The 18,601-nt window shown below is 71.6% G+C and carries 16 protein-coding genes and 3 pseudogenes; 9 read left to right on the top strand and 10 right to left on the bottom strand.

What is annotated here, in order from left to right:
* Positions 1 to 60: 60 nt before the first annotated feature.
* Positions 61 to 1,314, bottom strand: a complete 1,254-nt coding sequence (locus AQJ11_RS30155; protein ID WP_059265260.1) for a PP2C family protein-serine/threonine phosphatase — start codon at positions 1,312 to 1,314, stop codon at positions 61 to 63.
* Positions 1,315 to 1,616: 302 nt separating this feature from the next.
* Here AQJ11_RS30155 and AQJ11_RS30150 point away from each other — a divergent pair, with 302 nt between their 5' ends.
* Positions 1,617 to 2,258, top strand: coding sequence for a carbonic anhydrase (locus AQJ11_RS30150; RefSeq protein WP_059265259.1), 642 nt, complete (start codon positions 1,617 to 1,619; stop codon positions 2,256 to 2,258).
* 271 nt (positions 2,259 to 2,529) lie between these two features.
* Here AQJ11_RS30150 and AQJ11_RS52795 read toward each other — a convergent pair.
* Positions 2,530 to 2,772: pseudogene (locus tag AQJ11_RS52795) on the bottom strand (hypothetical protein); the annotation flags it as partial.
* An 87-nt stretch (positions 2,773 to 2,859) separates the two neighbouring features.
* Here AQJ11_RS52795 and AQJ11_RS30145 point away from each other — a divergent pair.
* Positions 2,860 to 4,788, top strand: coding sequence for a maleylacetate reductase and hydroxyquinol 1,2-dioxygenase domain-containing protein (locus AQJ11_RS30145; RefSeq protein ID WP_059265258.1), 1,929 nt, complete (start codon positions 2,860 to 2,862; stop codon positions 4,786 to 4,788).
* Positions 4,789 to 4,807: 19 nt separating this feature from the next.
* Complete coding sequence (locus AQJ11_RS30140) at positions 4,808 to 6,580, top strand: FAD-dependent oxidoreductase (protein WP_059265257.1); 1,773 nt, start codon at positions 4,808 to 4,810, stop codon at positions 6,578 to 6,580.
* Positions 6,581 to 6,939: 359 nt separating this feature from the next.
* On the opposite strand, the gene AQJ11_RS30135 is transcribed toward AQJ11_RS30140, so the two are convergent.
* From AQJ11_RS30135 to AQJ11_RS30120, 3 genes are all read right to left on the bottom strand, one after another.
* Positions 6,940 to 7,809: an AraC family transcriptional regulator gene (locus AQJ11_RS30135; protein ID WP_059265256.1), complete on the bottom strand. Its 870-nt coding sequence runs from the start codon at positions 7,807 to 7,809 to the stop codon at positions 6,940 to 6,942.
* Positions 7,810 to 8,300: 491 nt separating this feature from the next.
* A complete protein-coding gene (locus AQJ11_RS30125) occupies positions 8,301 to 8,849 on the bottom strand; it encodes a phosphatase PAP2 family protein (protein WP_059265305.1) in 549 nt (182 codons plus the stop codon).
* A 115-nt stretch (positions 8,850 to 8,964) separates the two neighbouring features.
* Positions 8,965 to 9,363, bottom strand: coding sequence for a winged helix-turn-helix transcriptional regulator (locus AQJ11_RS30120; RefSeq protein WP_059265254.1), 399 nt, complete (start codon positions 9,361 to 9,363; stop codon positions 8,965 to 8,967).
* A gap of 174 nt (positions 9,364 to 9,537) precedes the next feature.
* Between AQJ11_RS30120 and AQJ11_RS30115 the strand changes: the two genes are divergently transcribed.
* Positions 9,538 to 10,263, top strand: a complete 726-nt coding sequence (locus AQJ11_RS30115; protein ID WP_079082463.1) for an alpha/beta fold hydrolase — start codon at positions 9,538 to 9,540, stop codon at positions 10,261 to 10,263.
* A gap of 79 nt (positions 10,264 to 10,342) precedes the next feature.
* Here AQJ11_RS30115 and AQJ11_RS30110 read toward each other — a convergent pair whose 3' ends face one another.
* Positions 10,343 to 10,543: a hypothetical protein gene (locus AQJ11_RS30110; RefSeq protein WP_244218423.1), complete on the bottom strand. Its 201-nt coding sequence runs from the start codon at positions 10,541 to 10,543 to the stop codon at positions 10,343 to 10,345.
* Between the two features lie 209 nt (positions 10,544 to 10,752).
* On the opposite strand from AQJ11_RS30110, the gene AQJ11_RS30105 reads away from it, so the two are divergent.
* Together AQJ11_RS30105 and AQJ11_RS46605 are read left to right on the top strand one after the other, a co-directional pair.
* Positions 10,753 to 11,619: an alpha/beta hydrolase family protein gene (locus AQJ11_RS30105; protein ID WP_079082462.1), complete on the top strand. Its 867-nt coding sequence runs from the start codon at positions 10,753 to 10,755 to the stop codon at positions 11,617 to 11,619.
* A gap of 42 nt (positions 11,620 to 11,661) precedes the next feature.
* Positions 11,662 to 11,754 (top strand): annotated as a pseudogene (locus AQJ11_RS46605) (transposase); the annotation flags it as partial.
* Positions 11,755 to 11,900: 146 nt separating this feature from the next.
* On the opposite strand, the gene AQJ11_RS52490 reads toward AQJ11_RS46605, so the two are convergent.
* Positions 11,901 to 12,665 carry a Rid family hydrolase gene (locus AQJ11_RS52490; protein WP_059265252.1) on the bottom strand — a complete coding sequence of 255 codons (765 nt, stop codon included), beginning with the start codon at positions 12,663 to 12,665 and terminating at the stop codon, positions 11,901 to 11,903.
* Between the two features lie 72 nt (positions 12,666 to 12,737).
* Here AQJ11_RS52490 and AQJ11_RS30095 point away from each other — a divergent pair, with 72 nt between their 5' ends.
* Positions 12,738 to 13,667 carry a LysR family transcriptional regulator gene (locus AQJ11_RS30095; protein WP_059265251.1) on the top strand — a complete coding sequence of 310 codons (930 nt, stop codon included), beginning with the start codon at positions 12,738 to 12,740 and terminating at the stop codon, positions 13,665 to 13,667.
* A 518-nt stretch (positions 13,668 to 14,185) separates the two neighbouring features.
* Positions 14,186 to 15,529 (top strand): N,N-dimethylformamidase beta subunit family domain-containing protein, encoded by a 1,344-nt coding sequence (locus AQJ11_RS30090; protein ID WP_341846298.1) that lies wholly within the window; start codon positions 14,186 to 14,188, stop codon positions 15,527 to 15,529.
* Here the strand turns inward: AQJ11_RS30090 and AQJ11_RS30085 are convergent.
* Positions 15,508 to 15,840: an antibiotic biosynthesis monooxygenase family protein gene (locus AQJ11_RS30085; protein ID WP_014677096.1), complete on the bottom strand. Its 333-nt coding sequence runs from the start codon at positions 15,838 to 15,840 to the stop codon at positions 15,508 to 15,510. The genes AQJ11_RS30090 and AQJ11_RS30085 overlap by 22 nt on opposite strands.
* Positions 15,841 to 16,273: 433 nt before the next feature.
* A pseudogene (locus AQJ11_RS30080) lies at positions 16,274 to 16,495 on the bottom strand (ADP-ribosylglycohydrolase family protein); the annotation flags it as partial.
* A 290-nt stretch (positions 16,496 to 16,785) separates the two neighbouring features.
* Between AQJ11_RS30080 and AQJ11_RS30075 the strand changes: the two are divergent.
* A complete protein-coding gene (locus AQJ11_RS30075; protein WP_014677098.1) occupies positions 16,786 to 17,334 on the top strand; it encodes a GNAT family N-acetyltransferase in 549 nt (182 codons plus the stop codon).
* A 54-nt stretch (positions 17,335 to 17,388) separates the two neighbouring features.
* On the opposite strand, the gene AQJ11_RS30070 is transcribed toward AQJ11_RS30075, so the two are convergent.
* Positions 17,389 to 18,588 (bottom strand): YbfB/YjiJ family MFS transporter, encoded by a 1,200-nt coding sequence (locus AQJ11_RS30070; protein ID WP_244218418.1) that lies wholly within the window; start codon positions 18,586 to 18,588, stop codon positions 17,389 to 17,391.
* Positions 18,589 to 18,601 lie beyond the last annotated feature (13 nt).

Genomic DNA, 18,601 nt, shown 5'->3' with positions numbered 1-18,601 from the left:
GCTAGGTCCTCGTCGCCGGGCGTTCACCGGCAGGGGCCGGCGGACAGGTCTGGTCGCCGGTCAGAGCCGGGCGACGACCAGCGCGATGTCGTCGCGACCGCCGCTTGAGACGCCGAGGCGGGCCAGGACGGTGTCGGCGAGTTGTTCGGTGCCGAGCCGGCCGCATGCACTGAGTACGTCGGTCAGGCGTCCCAGGCCGGCGTCGATGTCCTCGCCGCGGCGCTCGATCAGCCCGTCGGTGTACAGCACGAGGGTGTCACCGGGGCTGTAGGGCAGGCTCGCCTGCGGGCGGGGGACGTGCTGGGGGCGGGCGCCGAGCGGTGGGTCGGTGGCCTGGTCGAGCAGCTCCCAGCCGCCGTCGGGGTGGAGGAGCATCGGCGGTGGGTGGCCGGCGTCGCTGTAGGTGATCAGGCGGCTTCGGGTGTCGGCGAGCACCTGGACGGCGGTGGTGCCCAGAGCGTCCTCGATGGACCGGGCGTACAGGCCGAGGACTTCCAGCGCCTGGGCGGGGCGTTCCAGGGCGCGGGTGGCGGCGGACAGGGCGCTGCGGAGCATGCCCATGACGGCCGCGGCCTGAAGGCCGTGGCCGATGACGTCGCCGACGGCGAGGGCGAGCCGGTCGGGCGGGATGTCGACGACGTCGTACCAGTCACCGCAAACGTTGAGGGAGCCGGTGGCGGGCAGGTAGCGCACGGTCACATCGTGGGGGTGCTGGGCAAGGTCAGGGGCGTGGAGCATGGCTTCCTGCAAGGCGAGGGCGACCTCGCGTTCCCGCGTGTGGGCCTGGCGCAGTTCCTCGTTCAGCCGTTGCAGCTCCCGCGCCCGTGCGTACAGCTCGGCCTCCAGCGCCTGGGTCTCCTCCAGGTACTGGCCCACCCGGACGGCGGCGGGCTGTGCGGCCTGGTGGGCCTTGACGAAGGCGGTGACGTCCTCGACGCGGTGGATGATGTAGGCGACCTGCCCGTCCGGGCCGAGGACGGGAGTGTTCACCGGGGACCACCACCGTTCTTCGAAGACGCCGGGCCGGTCCATGACGGGGATGTCGTACTTCTGCAAGCCCATCGTGTCGGGCCGGCTGGTGGCCAGGACCCGGTGCAGGGAAGCGCCGAGGTTGCGGACCCCGTCGGCCTCCGGGTCGGCGGGGTTGTCGGGGAACGCGGTGAAGATGTGCAGGCCGAGCAGGTCCTCGCGGGTGCGCTCGGTGGCCTCCAGATAGGCCTGGTTCACATCGACGATGACCAGGTCCGGGCCGAGTACCAGGTACGGGCTCGGTGTGGCGGCGAACAGTGCCGCGTGATCAACGCGCGATGCCACCGGCGGCACTCCCTTCCGGCCCCAACATCCCTTACCCTCAACTTACGGTCCGTCCTCCGTCCGCGCCCGCCGTCTCCTCCCCCCCTCAGCCGAGCCGTGACGGCCGGTAGGCGCTTCCGGCGCGGGCAGCGGGCCCGCCGTACGGGACCGGCGGCAGCGCCGCGCGCCGAGGTTCCGTGGCGGGGCGGCCACCCCGGGCGGGCGCCCGGGAATGACGCCCGGGCCGTGAGCATCACCCGACCCGGCGATGACCGAGGGGGCCAGGCGGTGCGACCACCGGAGCCGGGTTCTAAGCTGCGGTCATGACCGAGATCCAGACCCCGACGCCCCGCGACGCCTTCGAGCTGCTGCTGAGCGGCAACCAGCGCTTCGTCGCCGGCACCCCCGAGCACCCGAACCAGGACGCCACCCGCCGCGCCGAGATCGCACCGTCCCAGCAGCCCTTCGCCGTGCTGTTCGGGTGCTCGGACTCCCGGCTGGCCGCCGAGATCATCTTCGACCGCGGCCTGGGCGACCTGTTCGTGGTGCGCACCGCGGGCCACGTGGTGGGCTCGGAGGTGCTCGGCAGCATCGAGTACGGCGTGGACGTGCTGGGCTGCCCGCTGGTCGTGGTCCTCGGGCACGACTCGTGCGGCGCGGTCGGCGCGGCGTGCGCCGCACTGGAGGACGGCATGACACCGGCCGGGTACGTCCGGGACGTCGTCGAACGGGTGACCCCCAGCGTGCTGGCGGCGCGGGCCGCCGGACGGGTCGAGCCGGACCAGATCCTCGCCGAGCACATAAGGCACACCGTCGACCTGCTGCTGGACCGCTCCCGGGTGCTCGCCGAGAAGGTCGCCGCCGGCCAGGCCGCCGTGGTGGGCCTGTGCTACCGCCTGGCCGACGGCAGCGCACAGCTCGTCGCCTCGCACGGCCTCGACGCGGTGGTCCCCGCAGCGTCCTGACCACCCCGCCCCGGCTGCCGCAGTGACGCGCCGGGGCCGGAGGCACCGGAGGGGTACCGCCCGATGGCCCACCGATCCGGCCCCGCGCCGACCTGGCAGGGGCCGTGGGCAGCGAGGTGTGCCGGGGGACGGGCGAACCGGCCGTCCCCGACGACCGACGTAGCCGTCGAGGCTCCTGTCGGCACGCGCGACCACCGGTGCCGGGCCGATTTCCGAGACCTGCCCCCGAGCGACGGACCACCTGGGAGCACGTCGGCCCCTTGCGGCTGATGCCCTCGACCCGGTCGCGCAGCTCGCCGAAGCGCGGGGTGCCCTCACCCAGGGCCTCGACGACCAAGACCGCCCACCTGCCGGTGACGGCGTCGACGGGGCTGCCGGCACGATGCCCCCCGCGGCTCCTTGCTGACCGAACCGGCCTCACAAGATCGCACCGGCGCCGCGCACCGGGGCGGCAAGCCCTCCAGTGCGCCGGCCTCGGAATACACGCGCGTTTCGTGCAGCGCGGCGCGCGCATCGTGCAGGACGACGTGCCGTCCTCCTCCGCACACTCGGTGATCGAAGCCATCGACGCACACCGGATGACAGGCGGAGGCAGAACTCAATGCGGACGTTCGTCCACACATCCCGTCCCTCGCGGGTCGTCTTCGGATCCGGCACGGTGAGCCGGCTCCGCGAGGAGGTCGAGCGGCTCGGCCGCTCCCGTGTCCTGCTGCTGTCCGGCCGGTCCCTGGCCCGGACCGCCACCCGGGTCCGCGAGGCGCTCGGGGACCTCGTCGTGGCGGAGTTCGACGGCGCCGCCATGCACACCCCGGTCGAGGTGACCGAGCAGGCGCTCGACGTGCTCACCCACGCCTCGGCCGACGTGATCGTGGCCGTCGGCGGCGGCTCGACGACCGGCCTGTCCAAGGCGCTGGCCCTGCGCACGGACCTGCCGCAGGTGATCCTGCCGACCACCTACGCCGGCTCCGAGGTGACCCCGGTGCTCGGCGAGACCCAGGACGGGCGCAAGGTCACCCAGTCCTCCCCGGCGATCCTGCCCGAGACCGTCGTCTACGACGTCGACTTCACCCTCACGCTGCCGCTGCCCATGACGGTGACCAGCGCCGTCAACGCCCTCGCGCACGCCGTCGAGGCCCTCTACTCGGCCGACGCCAACCCGGTGACGGACCGGCAGGCCCTCGACGCCATCTCGGGCATCGCGCGGGCGCTGCCCCGGCTGGCCGCCGACCCCGTCGACCCGGAGGCCCGGGCCGACCTGCTGCACGCCGCCTGGCTCGCCGGGACCTGCCTCGCCACGGTCGGCATGGGCCTGCACCACAAGCTGTGCCACACCCTCGGCGGCAGCTTCGGCCTGCCGCACGCCGAGACCCACACCGTCGTGCTGGCGCACGCCATGGCCTACAACGCGCCCGCCGTCCCCGAGGTCATGCGCCGCATCGCCGACGCCCTGGGCGTGCCCGACGCACCGAGCGGCGTGTACGACCTGATCGTCTCCCTGGGCGGCCCCACCTCGCTGCGCGAGCTCGGCATGGCGGAGTCCGACCTGGCACGCGCGGCCGAGCTGGCCACCTCGACGCCGTACCCCAACCCGCGTGAGCTGACCGCCGAGGGCATCGGCGAGCTGCTGGCCGGCGCCTGGCAGGGACGCCGCCCGCAGGGCCCGCCCTCGACGGAGGCGAAGCTGGCCCGGCTCACCGAGGAGGTGGTCGCCAGCTTCGCGCACGCCCCCGACCCCCGGGTCCGTACGCTGATGAGCGACCTCGTCCGGCACCTGCACGCCTTCGTCGCGGCCAACGACGTCACCGACGCCGAATGGCAGTACGCCATCGACTTCCTCACCCGCACCGGACAGCTCTGCGGCCCGACCCGCCAGGAGTTCGTGCTGCTGTCCGACACGCTCGGCGTCTCCAGCGCCGTGGACCTGCTCACCAACTCCCGCACGCCCGACACCACGCCGTCCGCGGTGCTCGGCCCCTTCTACGTGGAGGGCCCGCCCGAGACCGCGCTCGGCAGCGACATCTCCGGCGGCCTGCACGGCACCCCGCTGTGGGTGGACGTACGCGTCACGGACAGCGAGGGCGAGCCCGTCAAGGACGCGGTGGTGGACGTGTGGCAGTCCAACGAGGACGGCTTCTACGACGTACAGCTCCCCGACCTCGACGGACCGGTGCTGCGGGCCCGGCTGCGCAGCGACAGCGAGGGACGGGTCACGTTCTGGTCCATCCTGCCCGCGCACTACCCGATTCCCGCCGACGGACCGGTCGGGCAGATGCTGGACGCGGTCGGCCGCCACCCCTACCGGGCGCCCCACCTCCACTTCATGTTCGACGCGCCCGGCCACCGCCGGCTCGTCACGCAGCTGTTCGTGGCCGACGGAGCGTACCTGGACAGCGACACCGTCTTCGGAGTCAAGGACGAACTCGTCGTCGACTTCACACCGCGGTCCGGCCCCACCCCCGACGGCCGTCCGGTCGACGGCCAGTGGTGCCGGCTCGACTACACCTTCCGACTCGCCCCCCAGGCCGGATGACCGAGGAGCGCACACACACATGACGACCACCGATCCGCTCGACGCCTACGACACCGACGTCCTCGTCGTCGGCAGCGGACCCGCAGGCGGCTCGGCCGCCCTGCTGCTGGCCACCTACGGCATCCGCACCCTGCTGGTGACGAAGTACGGGTGGCTCGCCAACACCCCGCGGGCGCACATCACCAACCAGCGCACCATGGAGGTCCTGCGCGACCTCGGCGTCGAGTCGGAGGCGCTGGCCCTCGGCAGCCCCTCCCACCTGATGGGGGACACCGTGCTGTGCACGGCCCTGACGGGCGACGAGATCGGTCGCATCCGCAGCTGGGGCACCGGCCCCGCGACGGCCACCGAGTACTCCGCCAAGAGCCCCTGCGAGATGATCGACCTGCCGCAGACCTATCTGGAGCCGATCCTCGTCGACAACGCGGCGGCCCGCGGCGCCAAGGTCCGCTTCGACACCGAGTTCGTCAGCTTCGAGCAGGACGAGGACGGCGTCACCGCCCTGTTGCGCGACCGGGTCCGAGGCGACGAGTTCACGGTCCGCGCCCGCTACCTGATCGGCGCCGACGGCGGGCGCAGCGCGGTCGCCGAGCAACTCGGCCTGCCCTTCGCCGGTCGCATGGCCAAGGCCGGCAGCATGAACATCGTCTTCAAGGCCGACCTCACCCAGTACTGCGCCCACCGCCCGAGCGTCCTGTACTGGGTGCTCCAGCCCGGCGCGGACACCGGAGGCATCGGCATGGGCCTCGTCCGGATGGTCCGCCCGTGGAACGAGTGGCTGCTGGTGTGGGGCTACGACATAGAGCAGCCGCCGCCGCGGGTCGACGAGGAGGCTGCGCGTAAGATCGTCCGCGACCTCGTCGGCGATCCCGACCTGCCGGTGGAGATCACGTCGACCTCGCTGTGGACCGTCAACCACGCCTACGCCGAGGAGTACGCGAACGGCAGGGTCTTCTGCGCCGGAGACGCCGTGCACCGCCATCCGCCGTCCAACGGACTGGGCTCCAACACCTCCGTCCAGGACGCGTACAACCTCGCGTGGAAGCTCGCGATGGTGATCCGCGGCGAGGCGGGACCCGCGCTGCTCGACAGCTACACGACCGAACGCGCCCCCGTGGGGCGGCAGATCGTCGAGCGGGCCAACCTCAGCCGCGACCAGTTCGGGCCGATCTTCGACGTGCTCGGCGTCGGCGGCGGCAGCGACGCGGAGGCCATCGCCGAAGGGATCGCGGCGCTACGGGAGCGGACGCCCGAGGGCGCCAAGAAGAGGCGGCAGCTCGAAGAGGCGATCCAGCTGAAGAACTACGAGTTCAACGCGCACGGTGTGGAGATGAACCAGCGCTACGTCTCCACCGCGGTGCTCCCCGACGGCAGCCCGGACGAAGTGTGGGCGCACGACCGCGAGTTGGTGCACCAGCCGACGACCCGGCCCGGCGCCAAACTCCCGCACGCCTGGCTGGTCGACGCCGAGGGCGAGCGGGTCTCCACGCTGGACGTCGTCGGCCGCGGTGTCTTCACCGTGCTGACCGGTCTGTCCGGCGGTGTCTGGGAGACCGCCGCGCGCGCCTGCGGCGACGCCCTCGGCGTACCGCTGCGCGTGGTCCGCGTCGGTGACGACAACCACCGCGACGCCTACGGCGAATGGAGCCGCGTCAGCGAGATCGCCGAGGACGGCGTACTGCTGGTACGCCCGGACGGACACGTCGCCTGGCGCCGCACCACCGCCGCCGAGACCGCGGAGGCGGCAGGGGAAGACCTCCTCGGCGCGCTCCGCCATGTCCTGGCGCGTTAGGGGAGGTTGCGAGGGGAGGCCCTCGGCGATGCCCTGATCGCGCCAGGGGGCGACGAGCCTCGCGGTCGTGTCGCACGACCGCGGGGCCGGCGGGCGGGACCTCGGCGTCCCGCCGCCGGCGGACGCATCGGCCGGGTCACGGGCTCGTCCGTCAACGGACGCTCCGTGCGGACGGCACCCACCACCGTCGGCAGCGCCTCGCCGCTCGACGACGGGGATCGCGGTGATCCGGCGCGAGCCGTAGGCGTGGCTGCGGGTGCGGGTGCGGGTGCGGGTGCGGGTGCGGGTGGCGGGGGGGCGGGCATCGAGCCGCAGGCACTGGTGCTGGTGCTGGAGCGCTGAGAGTCGCGGCGCCCCGGTCAGCCGGAGCGGCGCAGCGCGGCGGGGGTGGTGCCGAGCCGGGCGCGCATCACCCGGGTGAGGTGCTCCTGGTGGGAGAACCCGCAGGCGACGGCCACCTCGGCGATCGGGTCGGTACCGGTGCGCAGCAGCCGGCAGGCCCGCTCCAGACGCAGCGCGAGCAGGAACTGGTGCGGCGACTGTCCCGTGCTCTTGCGGAACTGCCGGGTGAACTGGCTGGGGCTCAGTGCGGCCGCGTCGGCGAGGTCCGCGATCGGCAGGGGTTCGGCCAGCCGCTCCTCCATGAGCGCGCGGACGGCGGCGAGCCGGCGTGCGGACAGCCCGGACCGGCTGTCCGCGGGCACCGCCTCCCGAACGTTGTGCCGGCGGGCGAGCTGTGCGGCGAGCATCCCGGTCAGGTGGTCGGTGTAGGTACGGGCCGACGGCTCCCAGGAGCGCACCGCGCCGGCCAGCGCGAGCAGGAGTTGCTCGGCCAGGGGATCGGTGGCGCCGAGTTCCTCGGACAGCTCCACGGGCCGTCCGTCGTTCGCCTCGCACAGCGCGTCGTCGGTGAGGTAGGCGTGGACCGTGTCAAGCGTGCCGCCGAGTTCGACGGAGAGAGTACGGCCGGCCGGTTGCAGGAAGAGCCCACCGGCCGGGATCGTCCGCGACCGGGTGCCCGCCCCGCGTCCCCGCCGCACGGTGACGGGGCCGCTCAGGTGCAGGATCAGCAGATGCGTGGGCGCCGGGTCGAAGGCGGCGCGATAGGGCTGCTCCTCCTGGGTGGAGAGGAACAGCCGCTCCCACCCGAGCCCAGCGCTGCTGTGCCGCGTCCGCACGCCGGGTTGCCGCAGGATGCCGACCGTGTCGGCCAGACCGAGCTCCGCCATGGTGCGACCTCCTCGTGGCACCGAATGTAGTTGAACTATAAACCGCAGCGGGGGGAGTGGAAGGCACTCGCCACCACGCCCTCGACGCGGCTGCCGCCACACGTCGTACGCCCCACCCCGGAGGCTGGACGCACGTGCGGCGGAGGAGGCGGCCGGGCCGCCACCGCCGTCCGACTCCGCGGTCAGGCGGCTGACGCCCCTGCCCCCACGCCACGGCATACGACCGCCACGATCGGGGCCACTACGGCCGCCAAGCCCGCCAACTCAAGGAAAGACTCTACCGTGTTGAGCGGGGAGGCCAGCAGGCCGGCCGTCCCGGCGAGGCCCCACGGCTTGGCGAAGGCGATCGGCATCATGAACCAGGTGAGCCCGACGGAGAACCCGCGGTGACAAAACCCAGAGCACCGCGTGGCCGACACCCCTGTTCAAACGCCGGGTCCTTCTCGGTGAGCACGTGATCGGCGACGTAGCTGCCGAAGCGGAGGACCCTGTCACCGCCACACGCGCAGCACCAGCCGCGGAAGCTGCCTGACCAGCCAGGCGCTGACGAGTCCGATTGCGGCGCCGGCGGCGACGTCACTGGGGTAGTGGGCACCTGACTGCACCCGCTCCACGGCCACCAGCGCGGCCGGCACCGCGCAGACCGCCCCGGCCGACGGCCACGAGGGGGCAACCGCAGCGGAGAAGGCCAGCGCCGCCGCGGTGTGCCCGGAGGCGAACGACGAGGAATCAGGCCGGTCCTCCACCTCATCGTGGGGAATCCACTCCTTGGGCGGGCGCGGACGGTCGATCACCTGCTTGCACACACCGTTGCACACCAACTGCGCCAAGGTGAGAGCCGCCAGACCCGCCACCGCCGCCTTGCGGCCCCTCCACCCGCCGGCCCAGACCATCACCGCGGCAGCACCGCACCACAACTTGGTGGCTTCCGCCGATTCCTCCACCACCGACAGCGTCCGATGGAGCCCGGGTTCCCGCCAGGAAGCCATCCGCTTGGTCAGACGACGGTCCATTTCGCGCACTGTGGCAAGCAACCTCATGACCTGCTGGTATCCCGCGCTCACCGGATCACGCGCGTCCGGATTCGACCACCGGCAAGGAGAGACACCCCGGCCCGTCCACCCTGGCTGGACTGGCACCCGACTTGCCGTCCCGCTATGAGGTCATCGATGGATCCCTGCGGGCGTCGTAGACGGCGCGGGCCTCGTCGATCCGGGCGAGGTGCGCGACGCTCCATTCGAGCAGAGGCGCGGTGGCCTCGCGCAGGGTGACGCCTATCTCGGTGAGCTCATAGCTCACATGCGGCGGCATCACGTCGTGGACGGTGCGGGTCAGGATTCCGTCGCGCTCCAGGCTGCGCAGCGTCACGGTGAGCATGCGCTGGCTGATTCCGTCGATGGCCCTTTTCAGCTCGGTGAAACGGCGCGGTCCGTCCTTGAGATTGCGCACGACCAGCAGCGACCACTTGTCCCCGACGATGTCGAGCACCACCCGGGTCCGGCACGCATCGCTGGGCCGCGCCGCCGACCGCGGATCGCCCTGTACCGCGTCCATGGTTACCTCCAGAGAACCGAGTCACCGAAAAGTGCCTTATTGCCTGCGGCGCGTCGTGTGCACCAGCATGCCCTTGGTACTCGAACAGTACCGAGGCATGAAAGGTAACTGCCAGAGCCGCGAACCAGCGGCATGCGCGTAACCGTGCTCTTCTGCTCCTGCGAAGGAAGATCGATGTCAACATTTCTACTGGTACACGGTGCTTGGCACAGCGGACGGTGCTGGGAGCGGGTGGTACCGCTGCTGGAGGCCGCCGGGCACCGGGTGTTCGCGCCGTCCCTGACCGGCTTCGGCGACAAGGCGCACCTGCTCGGTCCGGAGGTGGGTCTCGATACGCACGTCGACGACGTGGTCGGGCTGATCACCGAGGAGAACCTCAGGGACGTCGTACTCGTCGGCCACAGCTACGCAGGGCTGGTGATCTCCTCCGCGGCCAACCGGATTCCGGAACGCATCGCGCATCTGGTCTACCTCGACGCGATGGTCCCCGAGGACGGCGAGTCCGCAGTCGACGTCCAACCCATGACACGGCAACTGATCGAGCTCGCTGAGAAATCCGAGAGCGGCTGGCGCGTGCCGCCGATGCCCGAGCAGCCCGCGCCCTTCGGCCTGTTCGGCGTCACCGACCCCGCCGACGTCGCCTGGCTGCGCGGGATGCTCTCGGACCAGCCGGTGCGCTGTCTGCAACAGCCGGTGCGACTGGGCAACCCAGCCGCTCACGCGATCCCGCGCACGCACATTCACAATGTCGGCGCCATGCCGGCGGGCGTCACCCGTCGTCCCGTCCCCCCGATCCAACCCAACGGCACTGCCGCGCAGGTCTGGGAGCTGCCGACCGGCCACGACTGCATGATCACCATGCCGAGCGAACTCAGCGAACTGCTTCTCAAGCTCTCCTAGCCAGGGGTCACCGTCAATGTGTCACGCGGCGCGGGGCTGGGGGAGAGGCGCTGTGCCAGCCGCCGGTTGAGCGCTGACGTCAGATGGAGGAACCGTCGGCGGACGGGGCGGGCGGGGCGGTCTCGGCCGCGCGGCAGGCCGCACAGACGACCTGCGCGGTGGGCCCGTAGCGGCGCGTCAGCCCCTGGCAGCGTGCGCAGTAGCCGACCTGGTTCGGAGCGCATCCGAGCAGTACGGCGGCTGCGGCCCGGTCCGTCGAAGGGTCGATGCGCTGAGGCATCTCCTCCACGTATCCGAATGTACGACCGTCCGCCGGTCGGAGCAGTTCGTAGGGGACTGGGCGCGCACGCCGGGCCCATGCCCAGTGCGGTGTCCGGCCGGCGGAACCGGCACGGTTCGACGGTCGGGTCGGTGAGCGCACCCCCCGTACCTCGTCTGCCCTGGCAGTGACCTGATCCTCGTCGTTCGGGCCGAACCTACGATGTCGCCATGACGATCTCCGGGCAGCAGCCGCTGGTACGTGTTCTGTACGACGAGTCCCGCAGTGACCTGCGGGATCCGGCCCGTCCGCGCCCCGTCCGTATCTACGTGTGGGAGCCGCATCAGCCGCTGGCTCTCCTCGCGCCCCTGGTTGTCGTCTCGCACGGCACCGGAGGTTCCGGCAGCAGGATGGAGTGGTTGGCAGGACCGCTGCACGAGGCGGGTTTCCGCGTCGTGGCTCTGGACCACCACGGCAACAACTTCGTCGACGGCTACGAGCCGGAAGGCTTTCTGCATGTGTGGGAACGGCCTCGCGACGTTTCCTTCGTCCTCGACGTACTCGCTCGCGAGCAGCCGCTCGGGCCGGTTGGTGTGGCGGGTTTCTCCCTGGGCGGCTATACGGCTGCGGCACTCGCCGGTGTTCGTGTCGATCCGCGGCTTGTGTGGGCGGTGATGACGGGGGCGGTTCCCTTGCCGGAGATTCCCGAGTTCCCCGGCGCGCTGGAGGCGCTGCGGAAGAAATACCCGCTGGACGAGTCGTTGCGGCCCGCGCTCGACAGCGCCGGCGCCGACTTCTCGGATCCCCGAGTCCGGGCGGTCTTCCAAGTGGCTCCCGGAGTCGGCGGTCTCGTGACCCGAGAGAGCCTGGAAACCGTGCAGGTGCCGGTAGGCATTCGCTGGGGTGGAGCGGACACGGTCAACCCCTACGAGGTCGACACCCGGCCGTACCTGGACCACATCCCCACGGCAAGTGGCCGCTCAGCCGGCCCCGACGTTCGCCACGAAGACTTCTTCCTCCCGGAACCTGCCCACTCCGCCGTCCGTGCACGGGTGGGCGGGGAGGCTGCCGCCTTCTTCGAGCAGCACCTCGCCTGAACCTCGCCGCGTTCGGGAAAGGCGTCTTACCTCGACGAGCCGGGGCTGCCCTGGAGAGACCTGCCGTCCCGCTGCGGGCAGTGGCAGACGGTTCGCGACCGTCATCGCAGGTGGTCAGCGGACGGAACGTGGGAGGAGTCCCGCGGGCGATCCAGGACAGGATCCGCCTCGCTGTGAGGGCGGCCGTCGCCCGCTCACCTCCACCCACACGCCCGGCCAGGGGGGCGATGCCCCTCAGGTGGTCGTCGTGCTCGGCCGGCCGGCCGTCTTGTCGTCGGGCTCTACGGAATCCCGGCGCGCGTGAACCCGTGGCTGCGCTCCACTTTCGCCACATGCAGTGTGTAGCTCTGGTACCACTCGGCTCGCCCGCGCTGTTGCGCCGCGCGGTGCTCGACGTCGGTCCGCCACTGGGTGAGGGCGTCGGCGTCGCGGAAGTACCCGACCGTGATGCCCAGGCCCCCGGGAGTCTGCGCGTGGTCCATCCCCAGGTACCCGGGGACGTCCTGGACCAGCTCTTCCATGCGTGCGTTGGTCTCGCTGTAGCCGCTCTGGTCCGGGGTCCGCACCGTAGTGAAGACAGCCACGTAGTAAGGGGGTTCGTACGCCTCGACGGGCACGACCGGCGCTACCGAGTGCTCGCTCATGGCCCTACCGTGAGGCGGGGTGCGCCGCCGCGCGTACACCTCAATTTCGATCTTCATCCGAGGGTCGGCGAGACCGCACACGAGCATCGTGGCGGCCGGCTGAACGTCGCCGAAGCAGCGACGCAGGACCGGCCAGCAAGGCTCGAAGTCTTCGCGGTCGGGCAGCAGGTAGCGCACCCGCACCACGTCGGCGAAAGTGCACTCCGCCTCGGCCAGCGCGGCCTCGATGTTGCGTAGACACTGCTCGGCCTGCACCACCACGTCGTCGGAGATCGTCATGGTGGTGTAGTCGAAGCCGGTCGTCCCGGACACATGCACCCAGTCACCGTCGACCACGGCACGGGCATAGCCGATCTGCTCCTCAAAGGTCGAGCCGCTGAGGATCGCGTGTCGCTCTGTCATGCGCCGAACGCTAAGTGACCAGCACAGATACGTCTAATACAGCTGAAGGGATGGCCTGATATCTCTAGGCGTATGGAGCGCCCCGAACTTCCCCTGCCGCAGCTGCACGCCTTCGTCGTGCTCGCCGAGGAACTCCACTTCGGCCGCACGGCCGCCCGGCTGGGCATCGCCCAGCCGCCGCTGAGCCAGCAGATCCGCCGCCTGGAGGACAAGGTCGGTCACGCGCTGTTCACCCGTGAACCGGGACGCGTCACGCTCACCCCGGCCGGCCGCGAACTGCTGCCGGCCGCCCGGCGGGCACTCACCGACCTCGCGGACGGCCTGGCCGCAGCCAGGGCCGTCGGCAGCGGCCGGGCCGGCCGCCTAAGGATCGGCTTCGCCGCCTCCCTGGCCCTGACCGTCCTGCCCGGCCTGCTGCGCACCTTCCGGCAGCGGTACCCCGGCGTGCACCTGGACATCCACGAGATGACCACCGCTCCGCAGATCGCCGCCCTGCACGACAAGACCATCGACATCGGTCTACTGCGCGAACCCCCCACCGACGAGACAGGGCTCGGCTTCGCTACCGTACTCAGCGAGCCTTTCGTGGCCGTGCTGCCGTCCACCCACCCTCTGGCCACCCATCGGACCGTACAGCTCGCACGGCTGGCGGACTCGCCCTTCGTGCTGCTGCCCCGCACGGTCGGCCCGACACTGTACGACCAGATCATCGGCCTGTGCACCGCGGCAGGCTTCACACCGCGGATCGCCCAGCACGCGGTGGAGTGGCAAACCGTGTGCGCCCTCGTGGAAACCGGCCTGGGCGTCTCCCTGGCCCCGGCGAGCACCCGACGCATCCGCCTCAAAGGCGTCGCCTTCCGCGGGATCGAACCCAACACCGCCCGTACCCGAGTGGCCGTCGCCTGGCGGAAGAGCGACCACAACCCCCTGGTCGCACACCTGCTGGCGACCATCAGCCCAGATCCGCCGGACAGCACACCCAGCGCTTGCGGGCCGTCGTGAGGCTCATCGAACGGAAGCCTGGTGCCGCGCCGTCGCTCGCGGCCCCCGTGGGCTGTCGGTGAGGGGCCGTGTCCGGGGCGGGCCACAGCGCACAGCCGGTGACGGTGGTGTGCGGAGGGCTGATGTGTCCCGTCCGCCCGCGCCCCCGTGACGTCTGGCGGCCGTGTGCGGGGCGCGCCGCCCGTATGGCTGTGTCACCTTGGCCCGGAGAGACGGGTGACACGCGAGCCGCGACTACGGGAGGCGTCATGGGGATGGGTCCTGCCGCGCAAGGGGGTCCGGACCACGGGACAGCACACGCGGGGCAGCCCGGACGCAGGCGCTTTCTCGGAGCCTGCACCGGCCTTGGGCTCGCCTCGGTGACGGCCGCGGCCTGCGACGCGTCCGCTCCCACGCACGAACACTCCCCGGCGGCGTCCTCCCACCGGCCCGAAGCGGAACGGGACCGGTCCGGGACACCCGATTGGCGTATCACGTCCCGGGGGCCTGCCCCGGCCGTCGCCGGCTACGCCGACCGGGTGAGCGTGACACCGGGCGAGGAATGCGGCCTGTACGTGTCGACGACCGCGTCGTCCTTCCGGGTCTCGGCCTTCCGCGTCGGCTGGTACGGCGGCACCCAGGCCCGGCTCGTATGGTCGTCCAAGCCCGTACGTGGCCGCGCCCAGTCGGCACCCCGCTTCCTGCCGGACACCCGCACCGTGCGCGCGGACTGGCCGCGCACGCTCACCTTCGGCACGGCCGGCTGGCCGGAGGGCGCGTATCTGCTGCGGCTGGAGGCGGACAGCGGCCACCAGCGCTACATCCCGCTCATCGTGCGCTCCGCGCAGGGCACGGGCCGAACGGTCCTGATGCACGCCCCGGCCACCTGGCAGGCCTACAACCGGTGGGGCGGCTACAGCCTCTACGCCGGTGCCTCCGGCGCGTACGCCACCCGTTCCCTGGCCGTCAGCTTCGACCGCCCCTACGACGCCGACGGCGCGGAGAAGTTCATGGTGTACGAACGAGCGGCGGTGGTGTTGGCGGAACGGCTCGGCATACCCCTCGCCTACACCACCGGCATGGACGTGCACCGCGACCCGGAGGTCCTGCGCGGCGCGACCGCGGTGGTCTGTCTGGGGCACGACGAGTACTGGACCCCGGAGCAGCGCCGGCATGTCACCCAGGCCCGCGACGCCGGCGCCAACGTGGTCTTCCTCGGCGCCAACACCTGCTTCCGCCGGGTCCGCATCGAGCAGGGGCGGACACAGCCGGACCGTACGGTGGTCTGCTACAAGTCCTCCGCCGGGGCCGACCCGTTCTACACCACCAAGCCCGCCCTGGTGACCACCGACTTCCGCCAGGCCCCGGCACCGGACCCCGAGTCCTCGCTCACCGGAGTGCTCTACGAGGGCTACCCGACGGACGCGCCGTACGTCGTCCACGCGGCGGACCACTGGCTGTACGAAGGAACGGGCGTACGGCCCGGCGACGGCTTCGCCCATCTGGTCGGCGTCGAATACGACAGGGTCACACCCGCGGCCCCCGTCCCCGAGGCACTGGAGATCACGGCGCACTCTCCGCTGGTGTGCGGTGGCCGCCGCAGCCACAGCGACTCGGCCTACTACACGGCTGCCAGTGGCGCGGGTGTGTTCGCCACCGGCACCATGCGCTGGGTGGAGGCCCTCATGGCCGGCACCCCCGACGGCGGGCGCGACCACGGGATGGACGCCCGGACCCGCACGTTCGTGACCCGCACCACGGAGAACGCCCTGCGAGCCTTCGCACAGGGCCCCGCCGCCCATCACCGCCCGGCTGCCCGCCCGAACATCAGCGAGCTGTACAAGACCCGGACACAAGACCCTCAGTCACGACTGAAGGCGTAGACGCGCTCCACCCGCGCGACTTCCACGCTGTACGAGGAGTACCAGCGTTCACGTCCGAGCCGCTGTGCCTCAAGGTGTTCGGGGTGAGCCTTCCACGCGGCTATCGATGCCTCGTCCGAGTAGTAGATGACGACGAGGTCCCGGCCGTCCTCGTCCGTCAGCGACTCGCGGCCGAGATAGCCGGGCTGCGTCTCACCGAGTTCGGCCATGCGCTCGCTCATCGCTGCGTAGCCCTCCAGATCCGCGGCCGGCCGGGTAGTGATGATCACCGCGTAATACGGCGGCTCGGGACGGACGAACGAGGTGGTCATGCGAGAAGCCCTCCGTCAGTCAGGAGCACAGGGCGCCAAGGCTACTGACGTGATCGTTCGGTGGCTACCGCCTCCGCCGAGGAACACCGCCAGGGGCTGGTCGGCGCCGCACGCCGGTTCCCGCAAGGCGCGTCGCGGAGCAGGATCCGGTTCAGCCTGCGAGGCGGTGTGCGAGGTGGAGCAGATCTGCCAGGTGGAGCACCCGTCCGGCGAATCCCGGGAGGGGGACATGGAGCGCCCGCGGTGGTCGGGGTGGACGTGACCAACGGCATGCCCTGGGACCTCGCCGCCGCGATCAATTTCCAGGCCAACCAGCGAGCAGCCGGAAACGGCCCCTTGATGCGAGCGTCGACCTCCGCGGTCCACGACGCTGCCGCCGACCCAAGGGGCAGCATGGACGCGGCCCGCCGCATCGCTGCCCTCATCCATAGTGACCGCGCGGCCGCAGGGACTCCGCGACCAGAACGGCCATCTGCGTGTCGTCAGTGGCCTCGCCGGGGTCCCAGCCACCGCCTCCGCACATCTCGCCACCGGCACCAGGCGCGGGAAACCGCGCGGAGAACGCTCCCTGGGGACCGAACTCGAAGGGACCGCCCAGGGCGTCACCCACCGCCGACCCGACGACCGTGCCCGCGGCCCGCTGGATCCGCTTCATACGCGCAGGTTACCCGTGCCGCACCGACGGGCCCGCGGCCCGATTCCTTCTTCGGCTCCCCGAACCACCGGCGAGCGAACGCGTCCGGCTCACGGCGGCGTAACCCCGTCCGGCGCTGCCCCGTCCGGCAACTGCGCGCTCCCGACCCGCACTTCCGGGAACACCGGCAAGAGGTTGGTGTCTGTCCGGACCGTGATGTGTCTCGGAGACACGGAGCCCAGGTCTCCTTCGCCCCCCCGTGTCGTCCGGGCGGTGGCACCGCACACCTGTGAAACGACTAGGTTTGCACCATGTTCGAAGGAATGCTGGTAAGACTGCGCGCGCTGCGCCCCGAAGACGCCGAGCACCATGTGCGGTGGCGCAATGACCCCGAGGTGGTGCGCTGGGCCGCGGGCGGTGACCCGTTGTTCGGCCCGGTCACAGCGGAGGCGATCCGGCTCGGCTTCGACACCATGCTGCGACTGAACCCCAGGGAGTCGGCCGTGTTCACGGTCGAGGACCTGGCGGACGGCACGGTGATAGGCATGGCCGACTACCGGGACCTGGACCCCTACGCCGGAGTGGCCACGCTCGGAGTCACCATCGGCGAGCGGGAGTTCTGGGGCCGCGGCCACGGCAGGGACGCGTTGCGGCTGCTCGTGGACCACCTGTTCGGTGCGTACGGTCTGAACCGGCTGGAGCTGGACACCTGGAGCGGCAACGAGCGTGCCGTGCGCGCCTTCACCAAGCTGGGCTTCCGCGAAGAAGGCCGCCGCCGGTCGGCTGTCCTGGTGGAGGGGGAGCGCTACGACCGCGTGCTCTTCGGAATGCTCCGCGAGGAGTGGGCGAACCCCGCGTGACGCCGTACACGCCCTTCACGGGTCTTCATGCCCGTTCGGCTGACCGGGGGCACCTCACCGTTCGCGGGAGACGACTCCCGCCTCCTGCCCACGCGTCACGTCGTCCTCCGACCGCCGCGCGGGGGGCCGGAAAGCCAGGCTGATCAGTGCCACGGCCGCCGCCACGAGGAAACCCGCTCGCAGGCTGTAGTGGTCCGCCACCGCGCCGAGCGTGGCGGGCCCCGTCAGGGTCCCCAACCCGAGCGCCAGCACGGTGGCACTGAATCCGGTCGACGGCTGCTCGGGGAAGACGCGGTAACTCCACAGGGCGAGCAGCGACGACGTGGCCATGAACGCGGGCCCGTACAGCACGGCCGACGCGATCACCGGGCCCAGGGCGTCAGGGGCCAGCCCGAGGAGGGCGATCGCGGCGGACAGCGCCAGGAACAGCACCGCCTGCCCGAGCCGCAGTCCCAGCCGCAGGAAGAAGGCACCGGCGAAGACACCGCTGAGCCCGGCCAGCCCCATCAGCGTCCAGAAGAGCGGCGCCACCGGGGAGCCTTCTCCCGCCGCGTCCGAGACGGCCTCCACGGCGAAGGCCCAGTAGAAGGCGCCGATGACGCCGTACACGAACGCGGTGACGTACAGCGGTACGGCTGCCGGGCGCAGGAACCAGCGTGCCGTGACGGCATGTCCGCCACCGTTCCCGCCGGCGTCCCCCCGGTGGCGTCCGGCGGGCAGGACCCGCGCCGCGTACCAGGCCATCGCGAAGGCGACGAGCGCGAAGCCGATCCAGGCGTACCGCCAGTTCGCTCCCCGGGCGGCCAGGGCGAGCGGCCCGGCCACGGTGACACCGAAGGCGGTGCCGCTGGGAATCAGGGCCATGACCCGCTCGCGTGTACGGTCCGGCAGCAGGCGGTCGGCGGTGTCGGAGAAGGGCGCCCAGGAGAAACCCGAAGCCATCCCCGCCACCACGAGCCCCACGACGAGGACCCAGGTGCTGCGGGCCACAGCCACCGTCACCATGCCGATCCCCGCCGACACTCCCGCCGCGACCACCATGGGGCGTGGACCCAGACGCGAGACGAGCGCCCCCACCGTCACGAGCGCCAGCAGATACCCGCTGTAGGAAACGCTGTTGACCAGGCCGAGGACCGAGGTCGAGAGTCCGAAGCGGTCACGCAGACTCGGCAGGAACAACCCGTAGCCGTACCGGGCGAAGCCGTAGGCCACCGCCTGGGCCGCCACCCCCACACCACCGACCTGCCAAGCCACGCTCGACACCGCT

The sequence above is a fragment of the Streptomyces corchorusii genome, from assembly GCF_001514055.1.
Lineage (GTDB): Bacteria > Actinomycetota > Actinomycetes > Streptomycetales > Streptomycetaceae > Streptomyces > Streptomyces olivaceoviridis.
This window is presented reverse-complemented; position numbering and strand designations above follow the sequence as displayed.